Consider the following 21,513-nt stretch of genomic DNA (forward strand, 5'->3'; position numbering starts at 1 on the left):
CCTCACGCGGCGCTAACCTGTGACGAGGCATTGAATGACTTCTGAAAACGGACCTTTGAGGGTTGGGATCGGCGGACCGGTTGGCTCCGGCAAAACGGCGCTGACGGAAAAACTCTGCAAGGCGATGGCGAAGGATTATTCCGTCGCTGTCGTCACCAATGATATCTATACGCGTGAGGATGCCGATGCGCTTGTGCGCATGCAGGCGCTTTCCTCCGATCGCATTGTCGGTGTCGAGACGGGCGGCTGCCCGCACACCGCCATTCGCGAGGATGCGACCATCAATCTCCAGGCCATTGCCGAACTGAATGCGCGTATTCCCGGCCTCGATCTGATCTTCATCGAATCAGGCGGCGATAATCTGGCGGCGACCTTCTCGCCGGATCTGGCCGATATCACCATCTATGTGATCTCGGTCGCCCAGGGGGAGGAAATCCCGCGCAAGGGCGGGCCGGGCATTACCCGCTCCGATCTGCTGATCATCAACAAGAAGGATCTGGCGCCCTATGTCGAGGTCAATCTAGACGTGATGGCCAACGACGCCAGCCGCATGCGGTCCGGCGGTCCGGTGGTGTTCACCGACCTCAAGCGCGGCGACGGCGTTCAGGAGATCGTCGCATTTCTCAAGCATGTCGGCGGTCTGTGAGCGGCCAATGATCCGTGTCATCACGTGAAAACGGCCCGGAACCACATTGGTCCGGGCCGTCTTTCTGGAAAAATCAGAGCGTTTTCGTGCGTTCTTTATCGCGCCACGCTGCTCTGAGCTGATCGCATGATCGGTGCGGCTCACAAGCGGCGGAGCGCGTCCATATCCTCAATCTCGATGATGCGACCATGTACGTTGACGCCGAGCTCCTTCAGGGAAGCGAAGGCGCGGGACAGGGCTTCCGGTGCCAGCCCCAGCTTGCCGGCGAGAAGGCTCTTCTGGAAGGAGAGGCGGAAGGAGGCCGGTGCGTCCTGACCTTCGCAATTTTCCAGAATGAAGTTTGCAACGCGCTGAACGGCGGTGTTGAGCCGGTCATTGGCGATGCATTCCATGGTTTCTTCCAGCTGGCCGGAGAGCGAGGAGGCGATTGCACGGGCAATCATGCCATTGTCGTTTTCAGCGATGGAGCGGACCTTGTTGAGGTCGTAGCGGGCGAGCATCGCCTTGTCGGCAGCCTGAGCGTGATATTCATAGGTGTCGCCGCCGAAGATCAGTTCATCGCCGAAGCTGTCGCCGGGACCGCAGACGCGGATATCGGCTTCGCGGCCTTCGCTGCTCTGGCGGTAAAGCCGGACATAGCCGGACAGGACCGAATAGAAATGTGTGGCGCGGTCGCCTTCGCAGAATACAACATCGCGCGGGTAGCAATTGGCGAAGGTGGCGCATTCCATCAGCCGGTTCATGGTCGCCATATCCATCGAAGATGTAAGCTTGGTCTCCACGAACAGTGTTTTCTTGCGTTCGTTCAGCAAAAGGGTCCTATTCACTTGCCTGTCTCCTTAGTACCGGCCCCGCGGCGACCGTGATTGCCTGTTCATGACATGAAAGCACCGGAACACGCCGCAATGCTGCCGGATGCCGGCGATAGGGGTCCGTTTGTCTTGGGAATTACGGGCCGATCCGCCAAATATAGTTCCACCTGTTTCTGTCGTTTCGGATTTTTCCTTACCCGACAGATGAATTGCGAAGCAGAAAACCGCCCCGGCGAAGCAGGCGGGAAAAGTGCGCTGCGACCTCCCAATCGCAAAATCCCTTTTCCTCTGCAGCATCGCGCTGAACTGACCTGGAGGTCATTCCGGCTTGAGCGCTTCTGCCGTTCGCCGGTTTTCTGCTGTGACTGAAACGTAATTCGGGTGGGGGTGCGAGTATTTGATTTCAATCAATTGCCCCGTTCTATTTTGACAATTGTGGAAATTGCTTTGGCGCGAGCTGTCTAAGGCCAAGAAAAAGGCCGGTGCTTGACCGGCCTTTTTCAATCGTTCTTAGTGCGGTTTCCGGGGGCTTCAACCCGCAATCGGGGCGATCTAACCGGGTGAGGAGCCGCGATGTTCGGCATCGAGGCGGTCAAGGCGTTTTTCTAATTTCTCAAGATTGTCGCGCTGTCCCTCAAACATCGGGCCAAGCATTCCCGCAGTATAGACCACGTCGTTTTCGTCGCGCCTGCCGATGAAGCGTCCGAAGAACCAGCGCAGCAGCCGGGCGATATCGTCCATGGCCATGAAGAAGGCCGGAACCACCAGCAGGCTGAGCACGGTGGAGACGATGATGCCGCCAATGACGGCGATCGCCATCGGCGCGCGGAATGCTGCGCCCTCGCCAACGCCCAGCGCTGCCGGCAGCATGCCAGCCGACATGGCAATCGAGGTCATGACGATCGGGCGCGCGCGCTTCCGTCCGGCTTCCACCAGTGCCGCGCGCCGGTCCAGCCCGTGCCAGATCGCCTCCTTGGCAAAATCCACCAGCAGAATGGCATTCTTGGTGACGATGCCCATCAGCATCAGAATGCCGATCATCACCGGCATGGAGAGCGGGTTGTCGGTGAGAATCAGGGCGGCGGCGACGCCGCCCAGCGCAAGCGGCAGTGACAGCAGGATGGTGAAGGGCTGAATCACATCCTTGAACAGCAGAATCAGCACGGCCAGAACCAGAAACAGCCCCAGCAGCATGGCGTTGATGAAGCTCTGCTGCATTTCGGCCAGGATCTTGGCATCACCGCTTTCGGCCAGCTTGACCGTAGATGGTATTTCGGTGCTCTCGACAATCTCACGGAAGCTCTGGGTCGCGGGATCGAGCGCGACGCCCTGCGGCAGATCGGCGCCGATCGCCACGACGCGGTGCCGGTCATTGCGCTTGATCGTGCTCACCCCTTCCGAATAGCTGACATCGGCGACCACCGAGAGCGGCACCAGCGCTCCGTCCGCCGTCTTCACCTTGAGCGCGCGAATGGCGGCGAGGTCCTTTCTGAGCGTGGTACTGGACTGCACCCTTATCGGGATCTGCCGGTCATCAAGCGAGATCTTCGGCAGGTTTGCGTCGATATCGCCGACCGTTGCCACCCGCACGGTCTCGGCAATCTGTGCCGGGGTCACACCGAGGCGGGCAGCAATTTCGCCCTTGGGCCGGATCTTCAGTTCCGGCCGCGGCAGGGCGCCTTCATTCGAGACCTTGGACAGTAGCGGATCATCGCGCAGCTTCTGCTCCAGAAGTCCGACCGCCTTTTGCAGATCGGCCTCGTTATCGGAGAGGAAGTTGAACTCGATATCGCGTTCGCCGCGGTCATTCAGCTTGGTGATGCGAAGATCCGGAATGTCCTCCAGAGCGGCGAAAACGCGGCTCTCGATCTGCCATTGCGGGATCTGCCGGCCGGATGTCGGCAGTTTCGGCAGATAGGGGCCGATCAGCGGCAGGCCGCCGAAGATGTCATTGACGATGGCTTCGGGCAGCGAGTGGCTGAGATTTTCCAGCGTCACGGTCAGCGTCGCCCGGCGATATTCCAGCTCTCCCGTTGGCGAGGAACCGCCGAGAACGGTTACGCTTTCGACACCGTCAAAATCCTTGATGCGGTCATAGATGAGGTCGGTGACCTCTTCCGTGTCGGCAAGCTGCGCATTGGGCGGCAGTTCCACCGACAGCACGATGCGCGAGGCATCCTCCGGCGGCATGAAACTGCCCGGTACTTTCGACAGAAAGAACATCGAAACGATCAGGACCATGATGGCCATGGCGATCGTGGGGTAGCGCCAGCGGGTCGTCCAGCGCACGGCGCTCGTATAGGCGCGCAGAACCCGGCCGTCATGGTGTTCGCTGTCTTCCTGCACTGCTTTCGCCGGCTGCAGCAGATAGGCCGCCATGACCGGAGTGATGAGGCGGGCCACCACCAGTGAGAAGAACACCGCAAAGGCGACCGTGAGGCCGAACTGAATGAAGTACTGACCGGGAATGCCCGGCATGAAGGAGACGGGCGCGAAGACGGCAATGATGGTGAAGGAGGTGGCGATTACGGCAAGGCCGATCTCGTCCGCCGCATCAAGGGCGGCGCGGTAGGGCGTCTTGCCCATGCGGATATGCCGCTCGATATTCTCCACCTCGACAATCGCGTCATCGACCAGAATACCGGTCGCCAGTGTCAGCGAAATGAGGCTGACAAGGTTCAGCGAAAAGCCCATCAGATCCATGATCCAGAAGGTCGGGATCACCGAAAAGGGCAGGGCCACCGCAGCAATCAGCGTCGCCCGCCAGTTATGCAGGAACAGGAAGACGACGATGATGGCAAGGATCGCGCCCTCATAGAGCGTATCAAGGGCGGCGGTATAATTGCCCTTGGTGAAGTAGACCGCATCATCGATCAGGCGGATCTGCACATCGGGGTTTTCGGCGCGGACTTTCTCGAGTGCTGCATCAACCGAACCGGCAACGCTGACCTCGCTTGCGCCCTTGGAGCGGAACACGCCGAAGGAGACCACCGGTGCGCCGTTGTAGCGCGAGAATGTGCGTGGTTCCTCATAGGTGTCGGTGACGGTGCCGAGATCGGAGAGCCTGGCAAAGCGGCCATTGCCGAGGGCGATCGTGCTTTCCTTGAGTTCCATGACGGAGCGGGCGTCACCCAGTGTGCGGATCGCCTGTTCGGCGCCGGCCACCTGGCCGCGGCCGGACCCCGTATCGGCATTGGTGCGCCTGAGCTGGGTGTTGAGATCGGAGGCTGTGATGCCATAGCTGGCGAGCTTGTTGTCATCAAGCGCAATCAGCACTTCACGGTCCGCACCGCCATAGCGATCGACCTTGCCGACGCCCTTCAATCCCTGCAATGCGCGGCTCACCGTGTCATCGACAAACCAGGAAAGTTCCTCAAGCGACATGTTGGGCGAGGAGACCGCGAAAGTCTGGATCGCCTGGCCTTCAACATCGATCTTGGTGATGACCGGCGTCTCGGCATTGGCGGGCAGGTCGGAGCTGATGCGGTCGATGGCGTCCTTGACATCCCGCAGCGCGTCGTCGGGGTCGACTTCCATGCGGAACAGCACGGAGGTGATCGAAAGACCGTCGGAAATGGTCGAGCCCAGTTCGTCGACACCATTGACGCTGGCAATGGCGTCCTCGATCTTCTTGGTGACCTGCATCTCCAGCTCGGCAGGTGCCGCCCCGCTCTGGGTCACACTGACCGAGACGACGGGCACGTCGATATTGGGAAAGCGCGTGATCGGCAGGTCGCGAAAGGCATTGAAGCCGAGAAAAAGAAGCAGACCGAGCATCAACAGGGGCGCAACCGGATTGCGGATCGCCCAGGCGGAAAAATTCATTGCCCCGGCCTCCTATTCGCTGGCAACCGGCGTGGCTTCGACCGGGGTGATGCGGTCGCCGTCACGCACATAGGCTCCGGCCCGGGCAACGATCCGGTCCCCCGCCGCAAGTCCTCCGGTGATCTCGATGAAATCGCCGTCCTGAATGCCGGTCGAAACCGTGACCACGACAACCGTGTCGCCCTCGACCTTGCGCACCGTCACGCCGGCGCTCTCGACATTGACGGCCGTGAGCGGCACGGCGATATTCTCAGCTTCCTCCGTGATGATTTCCGCGCGTGCATACATGCCTGCGCGCGCCGCCTGCGGGTCGTCAAGCGTGATGAAAACATCGGAAAGACGGGTCGTCTCATCGACCACGGGGGAGACCAGCCGCACCTTCCCGGTTATCGGATGATCATGGCCGACAAGGGTGATGCGTGCTGTCTGCCCGGCATGGACCTTGACGACATCTTCTTCCGTCACCTGGGCGTCGAGTTCAATGGCGCCGTCGCGGATGATCGTGAACATCGGGGTCCCGGAGCCGCTGGCAATTGCGCCGATCTTGGCATTGCGGGCCGAAACGACACCGGCGACCGGCGTCTTGATCCGGGTGCGGTCAAGCTTCAGGGCGATGTCGTTGATCTCGGCCTCGGCAACCTTGATGTCGGCTTCGGCCACGGCAACGGCCTGGCGGGCAGCGGCGGCCGATGCCTTAGCCTTCAGAGCGGCGGTTTCCGCCTCTTCCATGGATTGCTGGGCGAGCGACCCCATCTGGTTCAGCCGGGCGGCGCGTTCATGCTGGCGGATGGCGTCCTTCTCGCTCGCCTCGGCTGCCTGCAATTCGGCCTTCAGCTGTTCCAGACCGGCTTCAGCCTTGGCCTTGGAGGCTTCGGCACTGCTCTTGTTCAGTATCAGCGTGTCATCCCGCAGGGTCGCCAGAACGGCGTCTTTGGCGACATGATCGCCAATATCGGCCTTAAGACTGAGTATCGACAAGCCATCCACCAGTGGCTGCACATAGACTTCCTCGACAGGCTGGATCGTGCCGGTGGCGATGACGCGGGCGGTCAATGGCCGGACTGTGACGTCGGTAACGAAGATGGAGGGCAGATTCTGCTGCGCGGCGGGCGGCATATTGGCTTCTGCGGCACTGGCGTTATGACCAGATGTAGCCGCCATTCCGGCTACGGCCAGAGCGAGCATCAGGCGTCCTGGAAACATGCACTATACCTCGCTTCATGCCGTCTCCGGCACAAGATTGAGCGTTTCAGGGGCAGAGGCCGTCAGAACAGGCTGCTGCGCAGCCTCTGTCCGCCTCAGTTATCGCGTGCAGGGGTGACCGGCTGAAGTTCATCTCCCCGGTCGCCCGTCAGGCAGAAAGCGTGAGCACCATATGTCTCCAAACGCGAACTGCGTTCTGGAATTCGCGTTGGCTGCTGTCATATTCAAGAGGACGCCGTGTAATAACGCTCCGAATTGAACCGCATGGTTCGATTTGGCATGAAGGTGATGCAAAAATGCCATACGCGCCACCCCTTGCGGGGGCAGCGCGTATTGTTCTCGGTCGGAAATTCGGCGACAGCGAAAGCTTACTTGCCGAGCGCCTTGTTGGTGATGTCCAGCGTGTAGGCGCCTTCCGGCTCCTTGGTGATCGCCGGATTGTCGGGCGAGACGGCGGACAGCAGCGTGTGGACGGTTTCGTTGTAATCGTCGACATCCAGCGAACCGTCGGAACCGGCGGTCAGCTTGGCAACTTCACCCATCATATACTGCTGGTGTTCCAGCGTCTGGGCGCCGGTATCGTCATGCTCGATGACCATTTCGGCGGCTTCATCGGGATGTTCCTCGGCATATTTCCAGCCCTTCATCGAAGCGCGGACAAAGCGGGCCATCTTGTCTTCGAAGGCCGGATCCTGCAGCTTGTCTTCCATGACATAGAGGCCGTCTTCCAGCATGCCGACGCCTTCATCGCGATAGTTGAAGACCGTCAGCTGGTCCGGGGTGATGCCGGCATCGAGCACCTGGCCATATTCGTTATAGGTCATGGTGGAGATGCAGTCGGCCTGCTTCTGGATCAGCGGGTCGACGTTAAAGCCCTGCTTGAGCACGGTCACGCCGTCAGCACCGCCATCGGTGCCGAGACCAAGCTTGGCCATCCAGGCATAGAATGGATATTCATTGCCGTAGAACCAGACGCCGAGCGTCTTGCCGGGGAAATCTGCCGGGCTTTCAATGCCGGTTTCCTTCAGGCAGGTCAGAAGCAGGCCGGAATTCTTGAACGGCTGAGCGATGTTGACGAGCGGCACACCGCGTTCGCGGGCGGCAAGGGCTGCAGCCATCCAGTCGACGATCACATCAGCGCCACCGCCGGCGATCACCTGTTCCGGAGCGATGTCAGGGCCGCCGGGCTTGATGGTGACATCGAGGTCCTCATCGGTGTAATAGCCCTTGTCGAGCGCGACATAATAGCCGGCAAACTGGGCCTGCGTGACCCATTTCAGCTGCAGCGTGACCGGATCGGCAGCGAAGGCCTGCCCGGCGAGAAGTGCGAAGACGCTTGCGGAAAGCGCCGAAATCAGTGTGGTTTTCATCTGTTCAGTTCCCCTTTGGTTGTTCTTCAGGCTCTCACCGGCCGGAGCGGACGGATGGATGCCAGAACGTGACGACCCGCTGGATCAGCGCCACCAGGCCATAGAATGCAGAGCCGGCAAGTGCCGCCACCGCGATTTCAGCCCACACCATGTCGATATTGGCCCGGCCCACTTCCGTGGAAATCCTGAAACCCATGCCAACCGTGGGTGTGCCGAAAAACTCGGCCACGATGGCGCCGATCAGCGCCAGCGTGGAATTGATCTTGAGCGCATTGAAGATGAAAGGCCAGGCTGCAGGCAGCCTCAGCTTCATCATGGTCTGCCACCAGGATGCGGCATAGGTGCGCATCAGGTCGCGCTCCATGTCGCCCGCCGAAGACAGGCCCTGAATGGTGTTGACCAGCATCGGAAAGAAGGTCGAGACGACCACGACCGCCGCCTTTGACTGCCAGTCGAAGCCGAACCACATCACCATGATTGGTGCAATGCCGACAATCGGTAGCGCCGAGACGAAATTGCCGAGCGGCAGCAGCCCGTTCTTGAGAAAGGGTGAGCGGTCGATCAGAAGCGCGACGACGAAACCCGCGCCGCAGCCCATGATATAGCCGGAGAGAACCGATTTCAGAAAGGTCTGGCGGAAATCGGCAGCAAGCGTCGGGATCGAGGTGATCAGCCGCTGCCAGATCGCCGTTGGCGCCGGCAGCAGGATCGGCGAGATGTTGAAGCCGAGTACGACACCCTGCCACAGCACGATGATCGAAATGCCGAAGATGACCGGCACCAGGAACCAGGCAATGCGGTTGAAGGTGCGCGAGGAAAATTTCTGCCGCACCAGCCATTCATTAAAACCCCAGGCGGCGAGCCAGAAGATCAGAGCAAACCAGAAATATCCCATCATGGCCGTGCTCCCATCCGCTTCAGAACGATGGTCTGCGTCACGCTGATGGCGGCAACCAGAACCGAGGCCAGGATGGCCGCCATGAACAGGGCGGCCCAGATCTGCACCGTCTGGCCGTAATAGGAACCGGACAGAAGCCGGGCGCCAAGCCCCGCGACAGCACCGGTCGGCAGTTCGGCGATGATGGCGCCGACCAGCGAAATGGCGACGGCGATCTTCAGCGAGGTGAAGAGATAGGGCATGGCGGCCGGCAGCCTCAGCTTCCACAGGATCTGGCGCTGATTGGCATTATAGGTGTGCATCAGATCCATCTGCAGCTGATCCGGCGAGCGCAGGCCCTGCACCATGCCAACGGCGACGGGGAAGAAGGACAGATAGGTCGAGATCAGCGCTTTCGGCAAGAGGCCGGTGATATTGATCGCATTCAGCACCACGATCAGCATCGGCGCCACGGCGATGATCGGGATGGTCTGGCTGGCGATGATCCATGGCATCATCGAACGGTCCATGGTGCGGTTATGGACGATGGCAATCGCCAGCAGCACCCCGAAGGACGCGCCGATGGCAAAGCCCACCAGCGTCGACGACAGTGTCACCCAGGCGTGATAGACAAGGCTGCGCTTGGAGGTGATCTTGGTCTGAAACACCGTCTTCCACATTTCGGTGGCCACCTGCTGCGGCGCAGGCAGGACCGGGCGTTTGGAATGATAGGTCTGCTCGACCAGCTCGGAGAAGGTCAGCGTCTGGTTGGACCGCCGCGCCTGATCCTCAACGAACTGGCGGTTCATGACGACGACAAAGACGCACCACAGCGCCAGAATGACGACGACAACGGTGGCGATGGGGAGGAAACGCTCACGCATGTGGCAGGCCTCCCGAAAGACAATCTCCAGCGTGCGCATTACTCATAGCTGTGCCCCGCCCTCAGGCCCTCGCGTACGCGGTGGGCAATGGCCAAGAATTCGGCGCTTTCGCGGATATCGAGCGGGCGCTCCTTTGGCAGGGGTGAATCGATGATATCGGTGACGCGGCCGGGACGCGGGCTCATCACAACGATCTTGGTGGAAAGATAGACTGCCTCGGGGATCGAGTGGGTGACGAAACAGATCGTCTTGTTGGTCGCCGCCCAGAGCTTCAGAAGCTGCTCGTTCAGATGGTCGCGGACGATTTCGTCCAGCGCGCCAAAGGGCTCGTCCATCAAGAGAAGATCGGCATCAAAGGCAAGCGCGCGGGCAATCGAGGCGCGCTGCTGCATACCGCCGGAAAGCTGCCAGGGATATTTCTTGCCGAAACCGGAAAGCTCCACCAGTTCCAGCACCTTTTCGATGCGCCGGGCCTGGTCGGCCTTTGTGTAACCCATGATTTCCAGCGGCAAAGCGATGTTCTTCTCGATCGTGCGCCAGGGATAAAGGGCTGCGGCCTGAAACACATAGCCATAGGCACGGTCGAGCCGGGCATTTTCCGGCGAGGTGCCGTTGACGGTGATTTCGCCGGCGGTCTTCTGCTCCAGATCGGCAATCACACGCAGAAAGGTGGTCTTGCCGCAGCCCGACGGGCCAATGAAGGAGACGAAATCACCCTTCTTCACCTCGAGGTTGACATCCTTCAGCGCGTGCACCGGTCCGTCATTGGTCTCGAAGGTGAGACAGAGATCTTTCGCCGAGACGACGGAAAAGGGTTCGCTGTTCATGCTTTTTGTTCCCGAAATTCCGCAAAGCGGCGCGCGGCCAGCGGAAATAAGTAATGTTCAGTCAGTGCGGCGCGAAGCACATCGATCCTGCCGGTGACCGGCAGCCAGCGTGCTTCCTCGATTTCAGCCTGGGTCCTAAAGCGCGGCGCGGCAAACAGCGAAAAGGCCTCGGCCTCAACGATCAGGCCGGGCTCGTTGGCGGCCATTTCGCGAAACGTGCCCTCATAGCGGAAGGCCGCCTGCGAAAGGTCAAGCGCCAGCTCCTCCATGAGTTCCCGCATCAGCGCTTCAAGCGGCGTCTCCCCATTGTCGATCTTGCCGCCGGGTTGCTGAAAATACGAGGAACCGCGTTTGCGCACGGTGAGCATCTCACCATGCGCATTGATGATCATGGCAACGGCAATACGGAAATCCGCGGGCCGGTCATGAAGGGTCATGAGGGGCTCCGATCAGACGCCGGACGGCGGAATGCCCGCCCGCTCGATCTTGCGTGGGGCAACCAGTTCCTTCCAGGTGGAAAGCGCCTTGTTGACGGCCGGATAGGGCTCGCGGGCAACAAATTTGCCCCAGCCTTCCTCGGTCTTCACCGTGGCTTCCTCAACCACGACCTTGCCACGCGACAGCGTGAAGCGCGGCAGGCCCTTCACCGCAAAACCCTCGAACACATTATATTCGATCGAAGACTGCTGGTTCTCGGCCGTGATGGTCTTTTCGCGTTCCGGATCCCAGACGATCAGGTCGGCATCCGCTCCGACGAGAACGGCGCCCTTTTTCGGATACATGTTGAGGATCTTGGCGATATTGGTCGAGGTGACAGCGACGAATTCGTTCATCGTCAGCCGGCCGGTGCCGACGCCATAGGTCCACAACAGCGGCAGTCGGTCCTCGACGCCGCCGGTGCCATTCGGGATCTTGGTGAAATCACCGACGCCATAGCGCTTCTGCTGCGTGGTAAAGGCGCAATGATCGGTGGCAACGCAGGAGAGCGATCCCGCCTGCAGGCCGGCCCAGAGCGAGGCCTGGTGCTGCTTGTTGCGGAATGGCGGCGACATGACGCGGCGGGCGGAATGATCCCAGTCCTTGTCGAAATATTCGCTCTCATCGAGCAGCAGATGCTGGATCAGCGGCTCGCCATAAACGCGCATGCCCTTCTGGCGGGCGCGGCGGATGGCCTCATGGCTCTGTTCGCAGGATGTGTGAACGACATAGAGCGGAACACCGGCCATATCGGCGATCATGATGGCGCGGTTGGTGGCTTCGCCTTCAACTTCGGCAGGTCGCGAATAGGCGTGGCCTTCCGGGCCGTTATTGCCTTCCGCCAGCAGCTTGGCCGACATGGAGGCAACGACGTCGCCGTTCTCGGCATGCACCAGCGGCATGGCGCCAAGCTCGGCGCAGCGCTGGAAGGAGGCAAACATCTCGTCGTCATTCACCATCAGCGAGCCCTTGTAGGCCATGAAGTGCTTGAAGGTGTTGATGCCCTTGTCCTTGACGATGGTTTCCATCTCTTCAAAGACCTGTTTGTCCCACCAGGTGATCGCCATGTGGAAGGAGTAATCGCAGTTGGCGCGGGTCGACTTGTTGTCCCAGCGCTTCAGCGCATCGAGAAGCGACTGACCGGGGTCGGGCAGACAGAAATCGACCACCATGGTCGTGCCGCCAGCAAGACCGGCGCGGGTGCCGCTTTCGAAGTCATCGGCCGAATAGGTCCCCATGAACGGCATTTCGAGATGGACATGCGGATCGATGCCGCCCGGCATGACGAAGCAGCCTTCAGCATCGAGGATCTCGTCACCGGAAAGGTCAGGACCGATCTCGACGATCGTGCCGCCTTCGATCTTCACATCAGACTTATATGTCAGGTCAGCGGTGACAATTGTCCCGCCCTTGATCACTGTGCTCATTACTGTTCCCTTTTAAATTTCCAACGGGCGGTTTTCCGCTTCTCGTTTTTCAAATCGTCAGGACCATCGCCAGTTTTTCGGCGGTGGCGTGTTTGCCGGGGCCGGCGTCGCCTGTGACGACGCTGTCACCGGAAGACGGCCACGGCTTCTGGCCGGGCCGGCGGATTGATGTGCCTTGACGTCAGATGCAACGGTCGAGGCAGGTCTGGCTCCGATATAGCCGATCGAGCGTAGCCCGGCTTTAGCGTCTTTCGTCGTGCTTTTCACGATGCCACCCTTTGCTTCACGGGCTCTGGCGATGTCGCGCCCGCCGTCATATCTCTGGTCATGAACAGGCTGTAGGGGTTGTCTTCATAGTCGGCGAAGGGACCGCATTGGGAAAAGCCGCGTGTGCGATACATCAGCACGGCCTCGGTGTTGAGCGGTCCCGTTTCAAGAAAGAGGTGTTTTACGTTTCTGTCTTTCGCCAGCTTTTCGAGAAAATCCATAATACGGCCGCCGATGCCGCGTCCGCGTGCATCATCGGCAACGAAGATCCGCTTCAGTTCGGCCGTACCGTCTGTCAGCCATTTGATTGCGCCGCAACCCGCCGCGCGGCCATCAAGCCTGGCCACCACGAAGCTGATGTCATGCTGCATCAATGCGTGAAGGTCGACGGCAAAATTGCCTTCCGGCGGGTAGAGTTCCGCCATATAGGCATCCGAACAGTCGAGAAGTGCTGTCACTTCCGCCTGATCGGGGCTTTCTATGGCGAGGACCAAGCTCACTCGGCAATCTCCGCAGTTTTCAATACGGCCCTGAGCAGAACATCGGCACCCGCCGCTGCCCATTCCTTGGAAATGTCTTCCGCCTCGTTGTGGGACAGACCGTCAACACAGGGACACATGACCATGGTGGTCGGCGCCAGCTTGGCTGCCCAGCAGGCATCATGACCCGCACCGGAGACGATGTCCATATGGCTGTAGCCGAGCTCAATGGCGGACTGGCGGACATTTTCGACAAGTTCAGGCGTGAAGGTGACCGGATCGAAATGCCCGACCGCCTCGACCGAACAGCCGACGCCGAGTTCTTCGCAGATGGCTGCGGCCTGCGTCTCGATCTTGGCGCGCATCGTGTCGAGCTTTTCCTGGTCGACCGTGCGGATATCGACCGTGAAGGTCACTTTGCCGGGCAGGACATTGCGAGAATTGGGCGAGAAGAACATCTGGCCGACGCCGCCAACGGCATTGGGCTGGCTTTCCATGGCCACCTTCTGCACCATTTCCAGAATGCGGGCCATGGCGAGCCCGGCATTGACGCGCATCGCCATCGGGGTCGAGCCGGTATGGGCTTCCTTGCCGGAAAGCGTGAATTCCAGCCACCAGAGACCCTGACAGTGGGTGACGACGCCGATCTGCTTGTCTTCGGCCTCGAGGATCGGACCCTGCTCGATGTGATATTCGAAATAGGCATGCATCTTGCGCGCGCCGACCTCTTCATCGCCGACCCAGCCGATCCGCTTCAGTTCGTCGCCATAGGTCAGGCCTTCGGGATCCTTGCGGCCATAGGCATAGTCGATTGTGTGAATGCCTGCGAACACACCGGAGGCCAGCATGGCAGGGGCAAAGCGCGCGCCTTCTTCGTTGGCCCAGTTTGTGACAACGATCGGATGCTTTGTCTTGATATCGAGGTCGTTCATGGTGCGCACCAGCTCAAGCGCCGAAAGCACGCCAAGCACACCGTCATATTTGCCGCCGGTCGGCTGTGTGTCGAGATGGCTTCCGACATAGACAGGAAGCGCGTCGGGGTCGGTGCCGGGGCGGGTCATGAACATGGTGCCCATCTTGTCGACACCCATGGTGAGGCCCGCTTCCTCGCACCATGCCTGAAACAGCTTCCGGCCTTCAGCATCGGCGTCCGTCAGGGTCTGGCGATTGTTGCCGCCAGCAATGCCGGGGCCGATCTTCGCCATGTCCATCAGGGCGTCCCAAAGGCGGTCGCCATTGATCCGCATATTTTCACCAAGTGCTGCAACCATTACGCTGCTCCCCAAATATCTGCTTTCGGCGCTTCTTATCAGCAGTTTGATCTGTCGTTTCTAGAAAATTCAAGTTGGCCGATGCTACGCCATTGCTATTCTTGCGAAAACCGGCAAGGATTTTGACCGGTTGGTAAACTTTACAACTTCCCCGCCGTCACTCAAGAGTGGAAAGTCAAATTCAGGCGACATTTTTATAAAAATTAGCCTAAAGATTGGGCGTGATTTGTTTTTGTGCACATTGGTGCGGGTAATTGGAAAGCGAGGCGAGGGCATGACGACAGCGAGGGCGGCCAGAACACAGCGGCGGACCCGGATACAGGAGGCCAAGGAGGAGGTGATTCTCGAGGCTGCGCTCGATGTCTTTTCTGCCAATGGATTCAAGGGTTCGACGGTGGATCAGATCGCCGAGGCGGCCGGCATGTCAAAACCGAATGTGCTTTACTATTTCCGCACCAAGGAGGCCATGTTCGCGACCCTGATCGAACAGGTTATGGAAGTCTGGCTGGCGCCGCTGCGTTTCTTTGACGCAGGTTCCGATCCCGAGAGCGAGATCCGGTCCTATATCCGCCGCAAGCTGGAAATGGCACGGGATTTTCCGCGGGAGAGCCGGCTCTTCGCCAATGAAGTGCTGCAGGGCGCGCCCAATGTCGAACCGATGCTGAAAGGCCCGCTGAAGGATCTTGTCGACGAGAAGGCCAAGGTTATCCGCGCCTGGCAGAAGGCCGGCAAGCTGCGGAAGGTCGATCCCTATCATCTGATCTTCTCGATCTGGGCGACGACTCAGCATTATGCTGATTTCGACGTGCAGATCCGTGCCGTGCTGGGGGATGGGCTATATGGCGAGGGCCGCTATGAGGATGCCGCCCGCTATCTCGAAACCCTGTTCGTCAAGGGGCTGGTGATTGACGGCCAGTCCGGCTGAGCCGCGTTCAGGCGGTGAGGGCGCGGCCCGGTTGCGCCAGGCACCGAAGTGAAAAGGCCGGCGGAGCGATCCGCCGGACCCAGACTGCCGATCAAATCGTTCAGATCGCCTGTTCGGGGTGGAATGGCCGCCGCCTCCGTCGTCATCCCCGTGCTTGTCACGGGGATCCAGATTCATAAGGCATTGAATAGAAAAGTTCTTTCGCCGCGCAGACGTGCGTCGGCTGGATGCCTGTGGACCAAGCACAGGCATGACGTCAGAAAAAAGCGAGGATTGTCAGCAGCCAGAGGCCGGCGGAGCGATCCGCCGGCCTCTCGTCAACATCAGATCACGGAGAGAAAAGGCCTCAGTTCGCCTTGTCGTCCGTCTTCGTATCATCGGTCTTGCTGTCCGTTTCAGCAGCGGCCTGGGTCTGCTGCTCTTTGCTCTGCAGTTCCTGAACGGCCTTGTTGGGGTCGGCAGGGAAAGACGGGTCGGTCTTCTTGCCTTCCAGAAGGTCGAGCGCGAATTGCAGCTGGACATCATCCTTTGGATCCTGCGGCACATAGGCGACCGAGCCGGAACCGGCATCGGTCTCGTCCGCGCCCTGAATATGGCCGCGCAGGCTTGATTCGCCTTCCGGTACGACCAGATCCTTGATGTCGTCGGGAAGCTTCTGCTGAACGACGATATCGGGTTTGATGCCGGTTCCCTGGATCGACGTGCCAGACGGCGTGTAGTAGAGCGCCGTCGTCAGGCGCAGCGAGCCCTCATTGCCGAGCGGAACGATGGTCTGCACCGAGCCCTTGCCGAAGCTGCGGGTGCCGACGAGTGTTGCACGCTTGAGGTCATGCAGGGCGCCGGCAACGATTTCCGACGCTGAAGCCGAGCCGCCATTGATCAGCACGATCAGCGGCTTGCCGTTGGTCAGATCACCAGGGCCCGCATCGAAGCGGCGGGTTTCCTGCGGATTGCGCCCGCGGGTGGAAACCACCTCGCCACCGGTGAGGAAGGTATCGGAAACAGCGACGGCCTGGTTCAGGAAGCCGCCCGGATTGAGGCGCAGGTCGAGGATGTAGCCCTTCAGCTTGTCCTCCGGCACCTCGGACTGGATCTTCTCGATCGCGTCCTTCAGGTTTTCGTCAAGCTTCTCATTCATGAAGGTCGAGATGCGGATATAGCCGACATCGCCATTTTCGACGCGTGCCTTGACCGAATTCATCGGAATGACACCGCGAACGATCGTCATGTCGATCGGCTTGTCGACCCCGTCGCGCATGATGGTGACATCGATCGGCTGACCGACTTCGCCGCGCATCAGGTTAACGGCGTCGTTGAGCGACATGCCGCGCACGCTCTGGTGATCGATCTCGATGATCTTGTCGCCAGCCATGACACCGGCCTTGGCCGCAGGTGTGTCATCGATCGGGGCGACAACCTTGACGACTTCGTCTTCCATCGTCACTTCAATGCCGAGGCCGCCGAACTCACCCTTGGATTCGTCGCGCATTTCCTCCGATTCTTTGGCGGTCATGTAGCTCGAATGCGGGTCAAGACCGCTCAGCATGCCATTGATGGCATCTTCGATCATTTTCTGTTCGTCGGGCGGTGTCACATACTGGGCGCGCACGCGCTCGAACACGTCTCCAAACAGCGACATTTCCTTATATGTGGAATCGTCGCCCGCTGCGCGTGCTGGTATGTCGGCCGAGAAAATGACCCCCGTTACCGAAGCGCCAATTGCGACGCCAGCCAACAGAAGCGTAGCTCTACGTATCATTGCGTGCCTTTCCATTTTTGTCTTCCGCCCACCAGGATTGCGAATCGACCGGTTTACCGTCGTGCCGGAACTCAATGTAGAGTGTCGGCTTCTCAGTTTCCAGCGCCAGCGTGGCAGCACTTGCCACCCGTGTTGCGCCCATAGCTGCCAGGGGTTCACCTGAGAAAATGAAGTCGCCTTGCCTTACCTTTAAACCATCCATGCCCGTCATGACGATATGGTAGCCGTCGCCGACATTGAGAATGACCATCTCACCATAGCTGCGAAAACGACCTGCATAGACCACAGTTCCATCGGCTGGTGCCGTAACCAGCGCACCGGGCCGTGTTTCGACAGTTATACCTGTTGCCGTATGCCCGGTTCCATCCGGATCGCCGTATGAGCGGAGGATTTTGCCATCGACAGGCAGTGTGAGACGACCTTTAAGATCAGAGAACGGATATGCGGGCGTAATACGGTTTTTATCGGGCGGAAGTGAGAGCGCCCGTTCGCGTGCGGCGTTTTTCTGTGCTTCCGTCATGTTTGACTGACGCGCTGCCTCTTCCTCCGCCAGCTTGGAAGCGTTGCGCGCAGACGTGATTTCCGTCTCCAGCGAAGCGATCAGGCTGTTGAGGTCGGTGGCTTTGGCGGCAAGCGCTTCCGCCTGGCTCTGCTCGGCAGCCAGCGTATCACTGTTCTGCTGGCGGGAGCGGTCGTTCTCCGCGATCAGAAGGTCCATGCGCTTTTCTTCCTCGGCGATGGCATCGAGCGATTGTGCCAGGCCGTCACGCTCGCTGACCAGCTCGGTCTTGACCGATTGCAGCGCCTTCAGATCTGCCAGAACGCCGTCCAGCTTGTCGCGCAGCTCCGGCACGACGCCGTTCAGAAGGATTGCCGAACGCACAGAGGCAAGCGCATCGCCCGGTGAGACCAGAAGCGCCGGCGGCGGATCGCGCCCCATGCGCTGCAGCGCTGCCAGCACGTCGGCCAGCACGTCACGCTCACTGTTGAGCGCCTGATGCAGGGCATCTTCTTTCGTGGTGAGATCGGCAATCTTCTGCTCGCTGTTGCCGATCTTTTCCTCAAGAGCGCGGCGCCGGGCAGCCGAATCCACCAGCGCCTGCTTCAGGCTGGCATTGTCGCCGGCAAGCTTGTCGATCTCGGCCTGAAGCTGGCTCATCCGGCTGGATGAGAGGGTAATGTTCTGCTGCAGCTTGTCGAGTTCGACCTGTTTTGCATCGCGCTCGCTGGAAAGCTGGTTCACCAGCGCCTCGGCGTCGCTGGTCTCGGTATTGGCCGTATTTTCGGCGAAGGCAGCACTCTGCGGCAGCAGCGGCAGACAGAGACATGACATCAGGGCGAGCGAAAGCACGCGCTGAAGCGCCGCCCTGCCCATCATAATGCCTGGCCATCTGTTGTTCATCGCCACTCTTCTGCCGGTTGTCGGGCTGAGCTTTGACGGATAGCGGTTAATGAAGAATAAACCAAGCCATTCCTGTCGTCTCAACAAAGTGTGAGAGTTTCAGGCGCGGTGATAGGGATGCCCCGCCATCAGGGTCACCGCCCGGTAGAGCTGTTCTGCCAGCAGGATGCGGACAATCTGATGCGGCCATGTCATCGCACCGAAATTGACCGTCATATTGGCGCGGTCCCTCAGTGACGGATCGAGGCCATCGGCGCCGCCAATGGCGAAGATGATCTCACGCTTGCCGGCATCGCGGATTTTCCCGATTGCTTCGGCAAAGCTTTCGCTGTCATGCGACTTGCCATGTTCGTCCAGAAGGATCAGCACCGTGTCGGGCGCAAGGCTGCGCAGCAGGACGTCCGCTTCCTCGCGCTTGCGTGTGTCGGCATTGCTGGCCCGGCTCTCACTGACTTCATTGACGCGTGTGAATTCAATGCCGTGCGCGCGCCCCATCTTGGCAAGCCGGTCGAGATAGCGTGCAACGAGCTCTTTTTCCGGGCCGGATTTCAGCCGCCCGACGGCGAATATACCGATCTGCATAACCTTCAGTCTTTTCCATTCCGGCTGCAACGCGACGCGATAGCCGGAGAAAACCGGTGTCGGCCGCCTCATGTCGCGCCCTGCCTTGGCACCAATGCCCTGGCGGCAAACGGTCGCCGGCTTTGCGCCCATGGCTGCTCTGCGCCGACAATGAGGCTGTTGCCCTGCCGGCGCCCGCAGCCCATAGGACCGTCAGGCCAGACGGTCCCGATGCATTGTTAACCTGAGCACAACCGATCATGTCTGCCGGTCGCACAATGATGCGATGCAGTCACATGCCCATCGTCGCGCCGGGCGCTGGCGGCCTGGTGCATCGGCTCGAAAATCGGAATCGATTTTCGAAAAGAACGATGCGTAGATTCAACAAGCTAGAGCGTCCAGGTGCGTCCAAAAGGACGCACGGCGCTCTAATGCAGTCTGCCTTCGCCCATTTCCGGTGCCGACCACATCCGCTCGATATTGTAAAATTCGCGGACTTCGGGACGGAAGACGTGGACGATGATGTCACCGGTGTCGATCAGCACCCAGTCACCGGCATCTGCGCCTTCGACGCGTGCCGGACCAAGACCGGCATCCTTGATGTCGCGGACCAGATGGTCGCAGATCGCCACGACATGACGGTTCGACCGGCCCGAAACCACAACCATATGGTCGCCGAGCGCCGACTTGCCAGCAATGTCGATGGTGACAATATCTTCTGCTTTCGAATCCTCGAGGCTATCGAGGACGACGGAGAGAGCCGCGTTGGCGGACTGTGTGCCGCTGTTGGCGCTCTTCGGACCGGCTTTGTCAGCCTTGTCCTTGGCGTGCAATGTTGTCAGGGGTCTTCCTTTCTTCAATGACCGGAACAAGCACGAAACACGACTCGTGTGCAAGGGTGAGCCGCGGAAATAGAATACCCGCCAAATGGCCTGTCTTGCAAGATGTGTGGCGCGATGCGCTGGTATCGGGGGCGCTTGGGCGCGGTTTCGGCCTTGTTAATCAAGCATAAATAACACTGCCGTGGCATCATCTGAGACCTTGAAGCGGGGAAATCTCTTCCCGTCCGGGTCGACCGCCCGCTCGATGTCGCGCAGGGCGTTGATGAGTGGCAGCAGACCATGGGAGCGTGCTGCAGAGACAAGGCTGCCGGGATCAAACAGATCATAGGCGTCGCACAAGGCGGCAAAGCCATCCGAGCAGACCAGCCCATAGGCAGGCAGCGTGAGCGTGATGTCGGTGCTCGCGATATGGTCGGCCGCATCCGGCACCAGGCCAAGGGTCCAGATCCGTCCGCCTTCGGTATTGTGTTTTTCCCGGCCCGCTCTCAGGCTTGCAAGGGTTTCGGGATCGCGGTTGAGCCTGCCGAGGCCAGCCAGCCCGCCGACCCGTTCAAGATGGGCTGCAGCCGAGGCGGTTTCCCGTTCGCGATTGTCTTCAAGGGCGCTTGCCTGGAAAATACGTCCGTCGGCATCAAGCAGGAACAGGCGGCAGTCGCCCAGCCCACGGGTGACCAGCTGTCCGTTTTCAATCCTCAGCATCTGAAAGGCGGCGGCCGGCCAGGCATGACGCGGCGTGATCTCGCCGTCTGCAGCAAGTGCGAATTGTTGTGCTGCCCGTTCATTCAGTGCCCGCACGGTATCGCTGAGCACTGTCCCATCGGCTTTTTCGAAAAACTCGGTCGCCAGATGGGCAAGCCATGCGGCGTCGCTGCCATGTCCAGCCATATATTGCCGGTCAGCCAGGCCCGTTGCGCCATCGATGACGAAGACACTGTCTTCCGTCCAGCCGCAGCTGTCATCATTGGTGCCGCCGGCCGTTCCAGGGTCGGTGATATGGTCGATAATCGTCAGGCGCGTCATTCGGTATCCCGGCGGTCGTCTGCGCGGTTCTGGCCGATGCGCAGAGCGGTTGAACTCAATGGCGAACGCGGGCCGTGGATAAAGGTCCAGGCTGGCGGCTGTCTGAGGTGAAGCGTGGCGGCATTCCGCTCATGCACGCGGTAACGCGCGAAGGTGCGCGCTGTCTTTGATGACAGATGGGCCAGGCTTGATCCGGGCCGGTCGATGACGGCCATCGGCACCATCCGGGCAATCGCCTTCCATTGCTGCCAGCGATGGAAATCGGCGAGATTATCGGCGCCCATGATCCAGATGAAGTGCACACCTTGATGGCGGGCCTTGACGATACGGATGGTTTTGGCGGTGTAGCTGGTCGCTAGTCCCTTTTCCAGCGCCGTCACCTTGATGCGCGGATCACGCGCAAGGCGGCGGCTCTCGGCAAGGCGTTCGGCAAGGGGCGCGCTGCCCGTCTTCAAGGGGTTGCCAGGGGTGACCATCCACCACAGCTGATCAAGGCCAAGGCGCTGGATGGCAAGCTTTGCCACCAGCAGATGCCCCTCATGCGGCGGGTTGAACGAACCGCCGAAAAGCCCGATCACCATGCCCCGTTCGCAATGGGGCATGGTCAGAAAACGGCGCTCGATCGTCGTTTCGCCCACG

Annotated in this window: 19 protein-coding genes; 2 read left to right on the forward strand and 17 right to left on the reverse strand. The window is 60.1% G+C overall.

Annotation, left to right across the window (positions count from 1 at the left end):
* The first annotated feature begins 34 nt into the window (after nucleotides 1-34).
* Nucleotides 35-646: an urease accessory protein UreG gene (gene ureG / locus HCK86_RS06395; protein ID WP_176083637.1), complete on the forward strand. Its 612-nt coding sequence runs from the start codon at nucleotides 35-37 to the stop codon at nucleotides 644-646.
* Between the two features lie 140 nt (nucleotides 647-786).
* On the opposite strand, the gene HCK86_RS06400 is transcribed toward ureG, so the two are convergent.
* The 11 genes from HCK86_RS06400 to HCK86_RS06450 all read right to left on the reverse strand — a co-directional run bounded on the left by HCK86_RS06400 (nucleotide 787) and on the right by HCK86_RS06450 (nucleotide 14,365).
* A complete protein-coding gene (locus HCK86_RS06400; protein ID WP_348641044.1) occupies nucleotides 787-1,473 on the reverse strand; it encodes a Crp/Fnr family transcriptional regulator in 687 nt (228 codons plus the stop codon).
* 537 nt (nucleotides 1,474-2,010) lie between these two features.
* Nucleotides 2,011-5,283 (reverse strand): efflux RND transporter permease subunit, encoded by a 3,273-nt coding sequence (locus tag HCK86_RS06405; protein ID WP_176083638.1) that lies wholly within the window; start codon nucleotides 5,281-5,283, stop codon nucleotides 2,011-2,013.
* A 12-nt stretch (nucleotides 5,284-5,295) separates the two neighbouring features.
* Nucleotides 5,296-6,486 carry an efflux RND transporter periplasmic adaptor subunit gene (locus HCK86_RS06410; protein WP_246739483.1) on the reverse strand — a complete coding sequence of 397 codons (1,191 nt, stop codon included), beginning with the start codon at nucleotides 6,484-6,486 and terminating at the stop codon, nucleotides 5,296-5,298.
* 368 nt (nucleotides 6,487-6,854) lie between these two features.
* Nucleotides 6,855-7,856, reverse strand: a complete 1,002-nt coding sequence (locus tag HCK86_RS06415; protein WP_176083639.1) for an ABC transporter substrate-binding protein — start codon at nucleotides 7,854-7,856, stop codon at nucleotides 6,855-6,857.
* A gap of 34 nt (nucleotides 7,857-7,890) precedes the next feature.
* The gene (locus HCK86_RS06420; RefSeq protein WP_176083640.1) at nucleotides 7,891-8,754 is read right to left on the reverse strand and encodes an ABC transporter permease; all 864 of its coding nucleotides are present in this window, start codon (nucleotides 8,752-8,754) and stop codon (nucleotides 7,891-7,893) included.
* Nucleotides 8,751-9,617: an ABC transporter permease gene (locus tag HCK86_RS06425; RefSeq protein ID WP_141148202.1), complete on the reverse strand. Its 867-nt coding sequence runs from the start codon at nucleotides 9,615-9,617 to the stop codon at nucleotides 8,751-8,753. The genes HCK86_RS06420 and HCK86_RS06425 overlap by 4 nt, the downstream gene beginning before the upstream one ends.
* Nucleotides 9,618-9,655: 38 nt before the next feature.
* Nucleotides 9,656-10,444 carry an ABC transporter ATP-binding protein gene (locus HCK86_RS06430; protein ID WP_176083641.1) on the reverse strand — a complete coding sequence of 263 codons (789 nt, stop codon included), beginning with the start codon at nucleotides 10,442-10,444 and terminating at the stop codon, nucleotides 9,656-9,658.
* Nucleotides 10,441-10,881 (reverse strand): NUDIX domain-containing protein, encoded by a 441-nt coding sequence (locus HCK86_RS06435; protein WP_176083642.1) that lies wholly within the window; start codon nucleotides 10,879-10,881, stop codon nucleotides 10,441-10,443. Before HCK86_RS06435 ends, HCK86_RS06430 begins: the two co-directional genes overlap by 4 nt.
* A 12-nt stretch (nucleotides 10,882-10,893) precedes the next feature.
* A complete protein-coding gene (gene hydA / locus HCK86_RS06440; RefSeq protein WP_176083643.1) occupies nucleotides 10,894-12,348 on the reverse strand; it encodes a dihydropyrimidinase in 1,455 nt (484 codons plus the stop codon).
* Between the two features lie 263 nt (nucleotides 12,349-12,611).
* On the reverse strand, nucleotides 12,612-13,115 hold the full coding sequence (locus HCK86_RS06445) for a GNAT family N-acetyltransferase (protein WP_176083644.1): 504 nt from the start codon (nucleotides 13,113-13,115) through the stop codon (nucleotides 12,612-12,614).
* Nucleotides 13,112-14,365: a Zn-dependent hydrolase gene (locus HCK86_RS06450; RefSeq protein WP_176083645.1), complete on the reverse strand. Its 1,254-nt coding sequence runs from the start codon at nucleotides 14,363-14,365 to the stop codon at nucleotides 13,112-13,114. Before HCK86_RS06450 ends, HCK86_RS06445 begins: the two co-directional genes overlap by 4 nt.
* Nucleotides 14,366-14,639: 274 nt before the next feature.
* Here HCK86_RS06450 and HCK86_RS06455 point away from each other — a divergent pair, with 274 nt between their 5' ends.
* Nucleotides 14,640-15,290 carry a TetR family transcriptional regulator C-terminal domain-containing protein gene (locus HCK86_RS06455; protein WP_176083646.1) on the forward strand — a complete coding sequence of 217 codons (651 nt, stop codon included), beginning with the start codon at nucleotides 14,640-14,642 and terminating at the stop codon, nucleotides 15,288-15,290.
* A gap of 346 nt (nucleotides 15,291-15,636) precedes the next feature.
* On the opposite strand, the gene HCK86_RS06460 is transcribed toward HCK86_RS06455, so the two are convergent.
* From HCK86_RS06460 to HCK86_RS06485, 6 genes are all read right to left on the reverse strand, one after another.
* Nucleotides 15,637-17,049, reverse strand: a complete 1,413-nt coding sequence (locus HCK86_RS06460; RefSeq protein ID WP_176083647.1) for a S41 family peptidase — start codon at nucleotides 17,047-17,049, stop codon at nucleotides 15,637-15,639.
* Nucleotides 17,039-18,451 carry a murein hydrolase activator EnvC gene (locus HCK86_RS06465; protein ID WP_246739484.1) on the reverse strand — a complete coding sequence of 471 codons (1,413 nt, stop codon included), beginning with the start codon at nucleotides 18,449-18,451 and terminating at the stop codon, nucleotides 17,039-17,041. Before HCK86_RS06465 ends, HCK86_RS06460 begins: the two co-directional genes overlap by 11 nt.
* 99 nt (nucleotides 18,452-18,550) lie before the next feature.
* Nucleotides 18,551-19,033, reverse strand: coding sequence for a 23S rRNA (pseudouridine(1915)-N(3))-methyltransferase RlmH (gene rlmH, locus HCK86_RS06470; protein ID WP_176083859.1), 483 nt, complete (start codon nucleotides 19,031-19,033; stop codon nucleotides 18,551-18,553).
* A gap of 407 nt (nucleotides 19,034-19,440) precedes the next feature.
* The gene (gene rsfS / locus HCK86_RS06475; protein WP_141148211.1) at nucleotides 19,441-19,884 is read right to left on the reverse strand and encodes a ribosome silencing factor; all 444 of its coding nucleotides are present in this window, start codon (nucleotides 19,882-19,884) and stop codon (nucleotides 19,441-19,443) included.
* 126 nt (nucleotides 19,885-20,010) lie between these two features.
* Entirely contained in the window at nucleotides 20,011-20,874 is an 864-nt protein-coding gene (locus HCK86_RS06480; protein ID WP_176083648.1) for a hypothetical protein, read from the reverse strand.
* The gene (locus tag HCK86_RS06485; RefSeq protein WP_176083860.1) at nucleotides 20,871-21,476 is read right to left on the reverse strand and encodes a nicotinate-nucleotide adenylyltransferase; all 606 of its coding nucleotides are present in this window, start codon (nucleotides 21,474-21,476) and stop codon (nucleotides 20,871-20,873) included. Before HCK86_RS06485 ends, HCK86_RS06480 begins: the two co-directional genes overlap by 4 nt.
* Nucleotides 21,477-21,513 lie beyond the last annotated feature (37 nt).

The organism is Martelella sp. HB161492 (genome assembly GCF_013184775.1).
In the GTDB taxonomy this organism is placed as follows: domain Bacteria; phylum Pseudomonadota; class Alphaproteobacteria; order Rhizobiales; family Rhizobiaceae; genus Martelella.

Bases quoted from the DNA above. Each gene is read 5' to 3' on its own strand.
- ureG (WP_176083637.1), top strand. From the start codon at position 35: ATGACTTCTGAAAACGGACCTTTGAGGGTTGGGATCGGCGGACCGGTT.
- HCK86_RS06405 (WP_176083638.1), bottom strand. From the start codon at position 5,283: ATGAATTTTTCCGCCTGGGCGATCCGCAATCCGGTTGCGCCCCTGTTG.
- HCK86_RS06410 (WP_246739483.1), bottom strand. From the start codon at position 6,486: ATGTTTCCAGGACGCCTGATGCTCGCTCTGGCCGTAGCCGGAATGGCG.
- HCK86_RS06415 (WP_176083639.1), bottom strand. From the start codon at position 7,856: ATGAAAACCACACTGATTTCGGCGCTTTCCGCAAGCGTCTTCGCACTT.
- HCK86_RS06420 (WP_176083640.1), bottom strand. From the start codon at position 8,754: ATGATGGGATATTTCTGGTTTGCTCTGATCTTCTGGCTCGCCGCCTGG.
- HCK86_RS06425 (WP_141148202.1), bottom strand. From the start codon at position 9,617: ATGCGTGAGCGTTTCCTCCCCATCGCCACCGTTGTCGTCGTCATTCTG.
- HCK86_RS06430 (WP_176083641.1), bottom strand. From the start codon at position 10,444: ATGAACAGCGAACCCTTTTCCGTCGTCTCGGCGAAAGATCTCTGTCTC.
- HCK86_RS06435 (WP_176083642.1), bottom strand. From the start codon at position 10,881: ATGACCCTTCATGACCGGCCCGCGGATTTCCGTATTGCCGTTGCCATG.
- hydA (WP_176083643.1), bottom strand. From the start codon at position 12,348: ATGAGCACAGTGATCAAGGGCGGGACAATTGTCACCGCTGACCTGACA.
- HCK86_RS06450 (WP_176083645.1), bottom strand. From the start codon at position 14,365: ATGGTTGCAGCACTTGGTGAAAATATGCGGATCAATGGCGACCGCCTT.
- HCK86_RS06455 (WP_176083646.1), top strand. From the start codon at position 14,640: ATGACGACAGCGAGGGCGGCCAGAACACAGCGGCGGACCCGGATACAG.
- HCK86_RS06460 (WP_176083647.1), bottom strand. From the start codon at position 17,049: ATGATACGTAGAGCTACGCTTCTGTTGGCTGGCGTCGCAATTGGCGCT.
- HCK86_RS06465 (WP_246739484.1), bottom strand. From the start codon at position 18,451: ATGAACAACAGATGGCCAGGCATTATGATGGGCAGGGCGGCGCTTCAG.
- rlmH (WP_176083859.1), bottom strand. From the start codon at position 19,033: ATGCAGATCGGTATATTCGCCGTCGGGCGGCTGAAATCCGGCCCGGAA.
- HCK86_RS06480 (WP_176083648.1), bottom strand. From the start codon at position 20,874: ATGACGCGCCTGACGATTATCGACCATATCACCGACCCTGGAACGGCC.
- HCK86_RS06485 (WP_176083860.1), bottom strand. From the start codon at position 21,476: ATGCCCCATTGCGAACGGGGCATGGTGATCGGGCTTTTCGGCGGTTCG.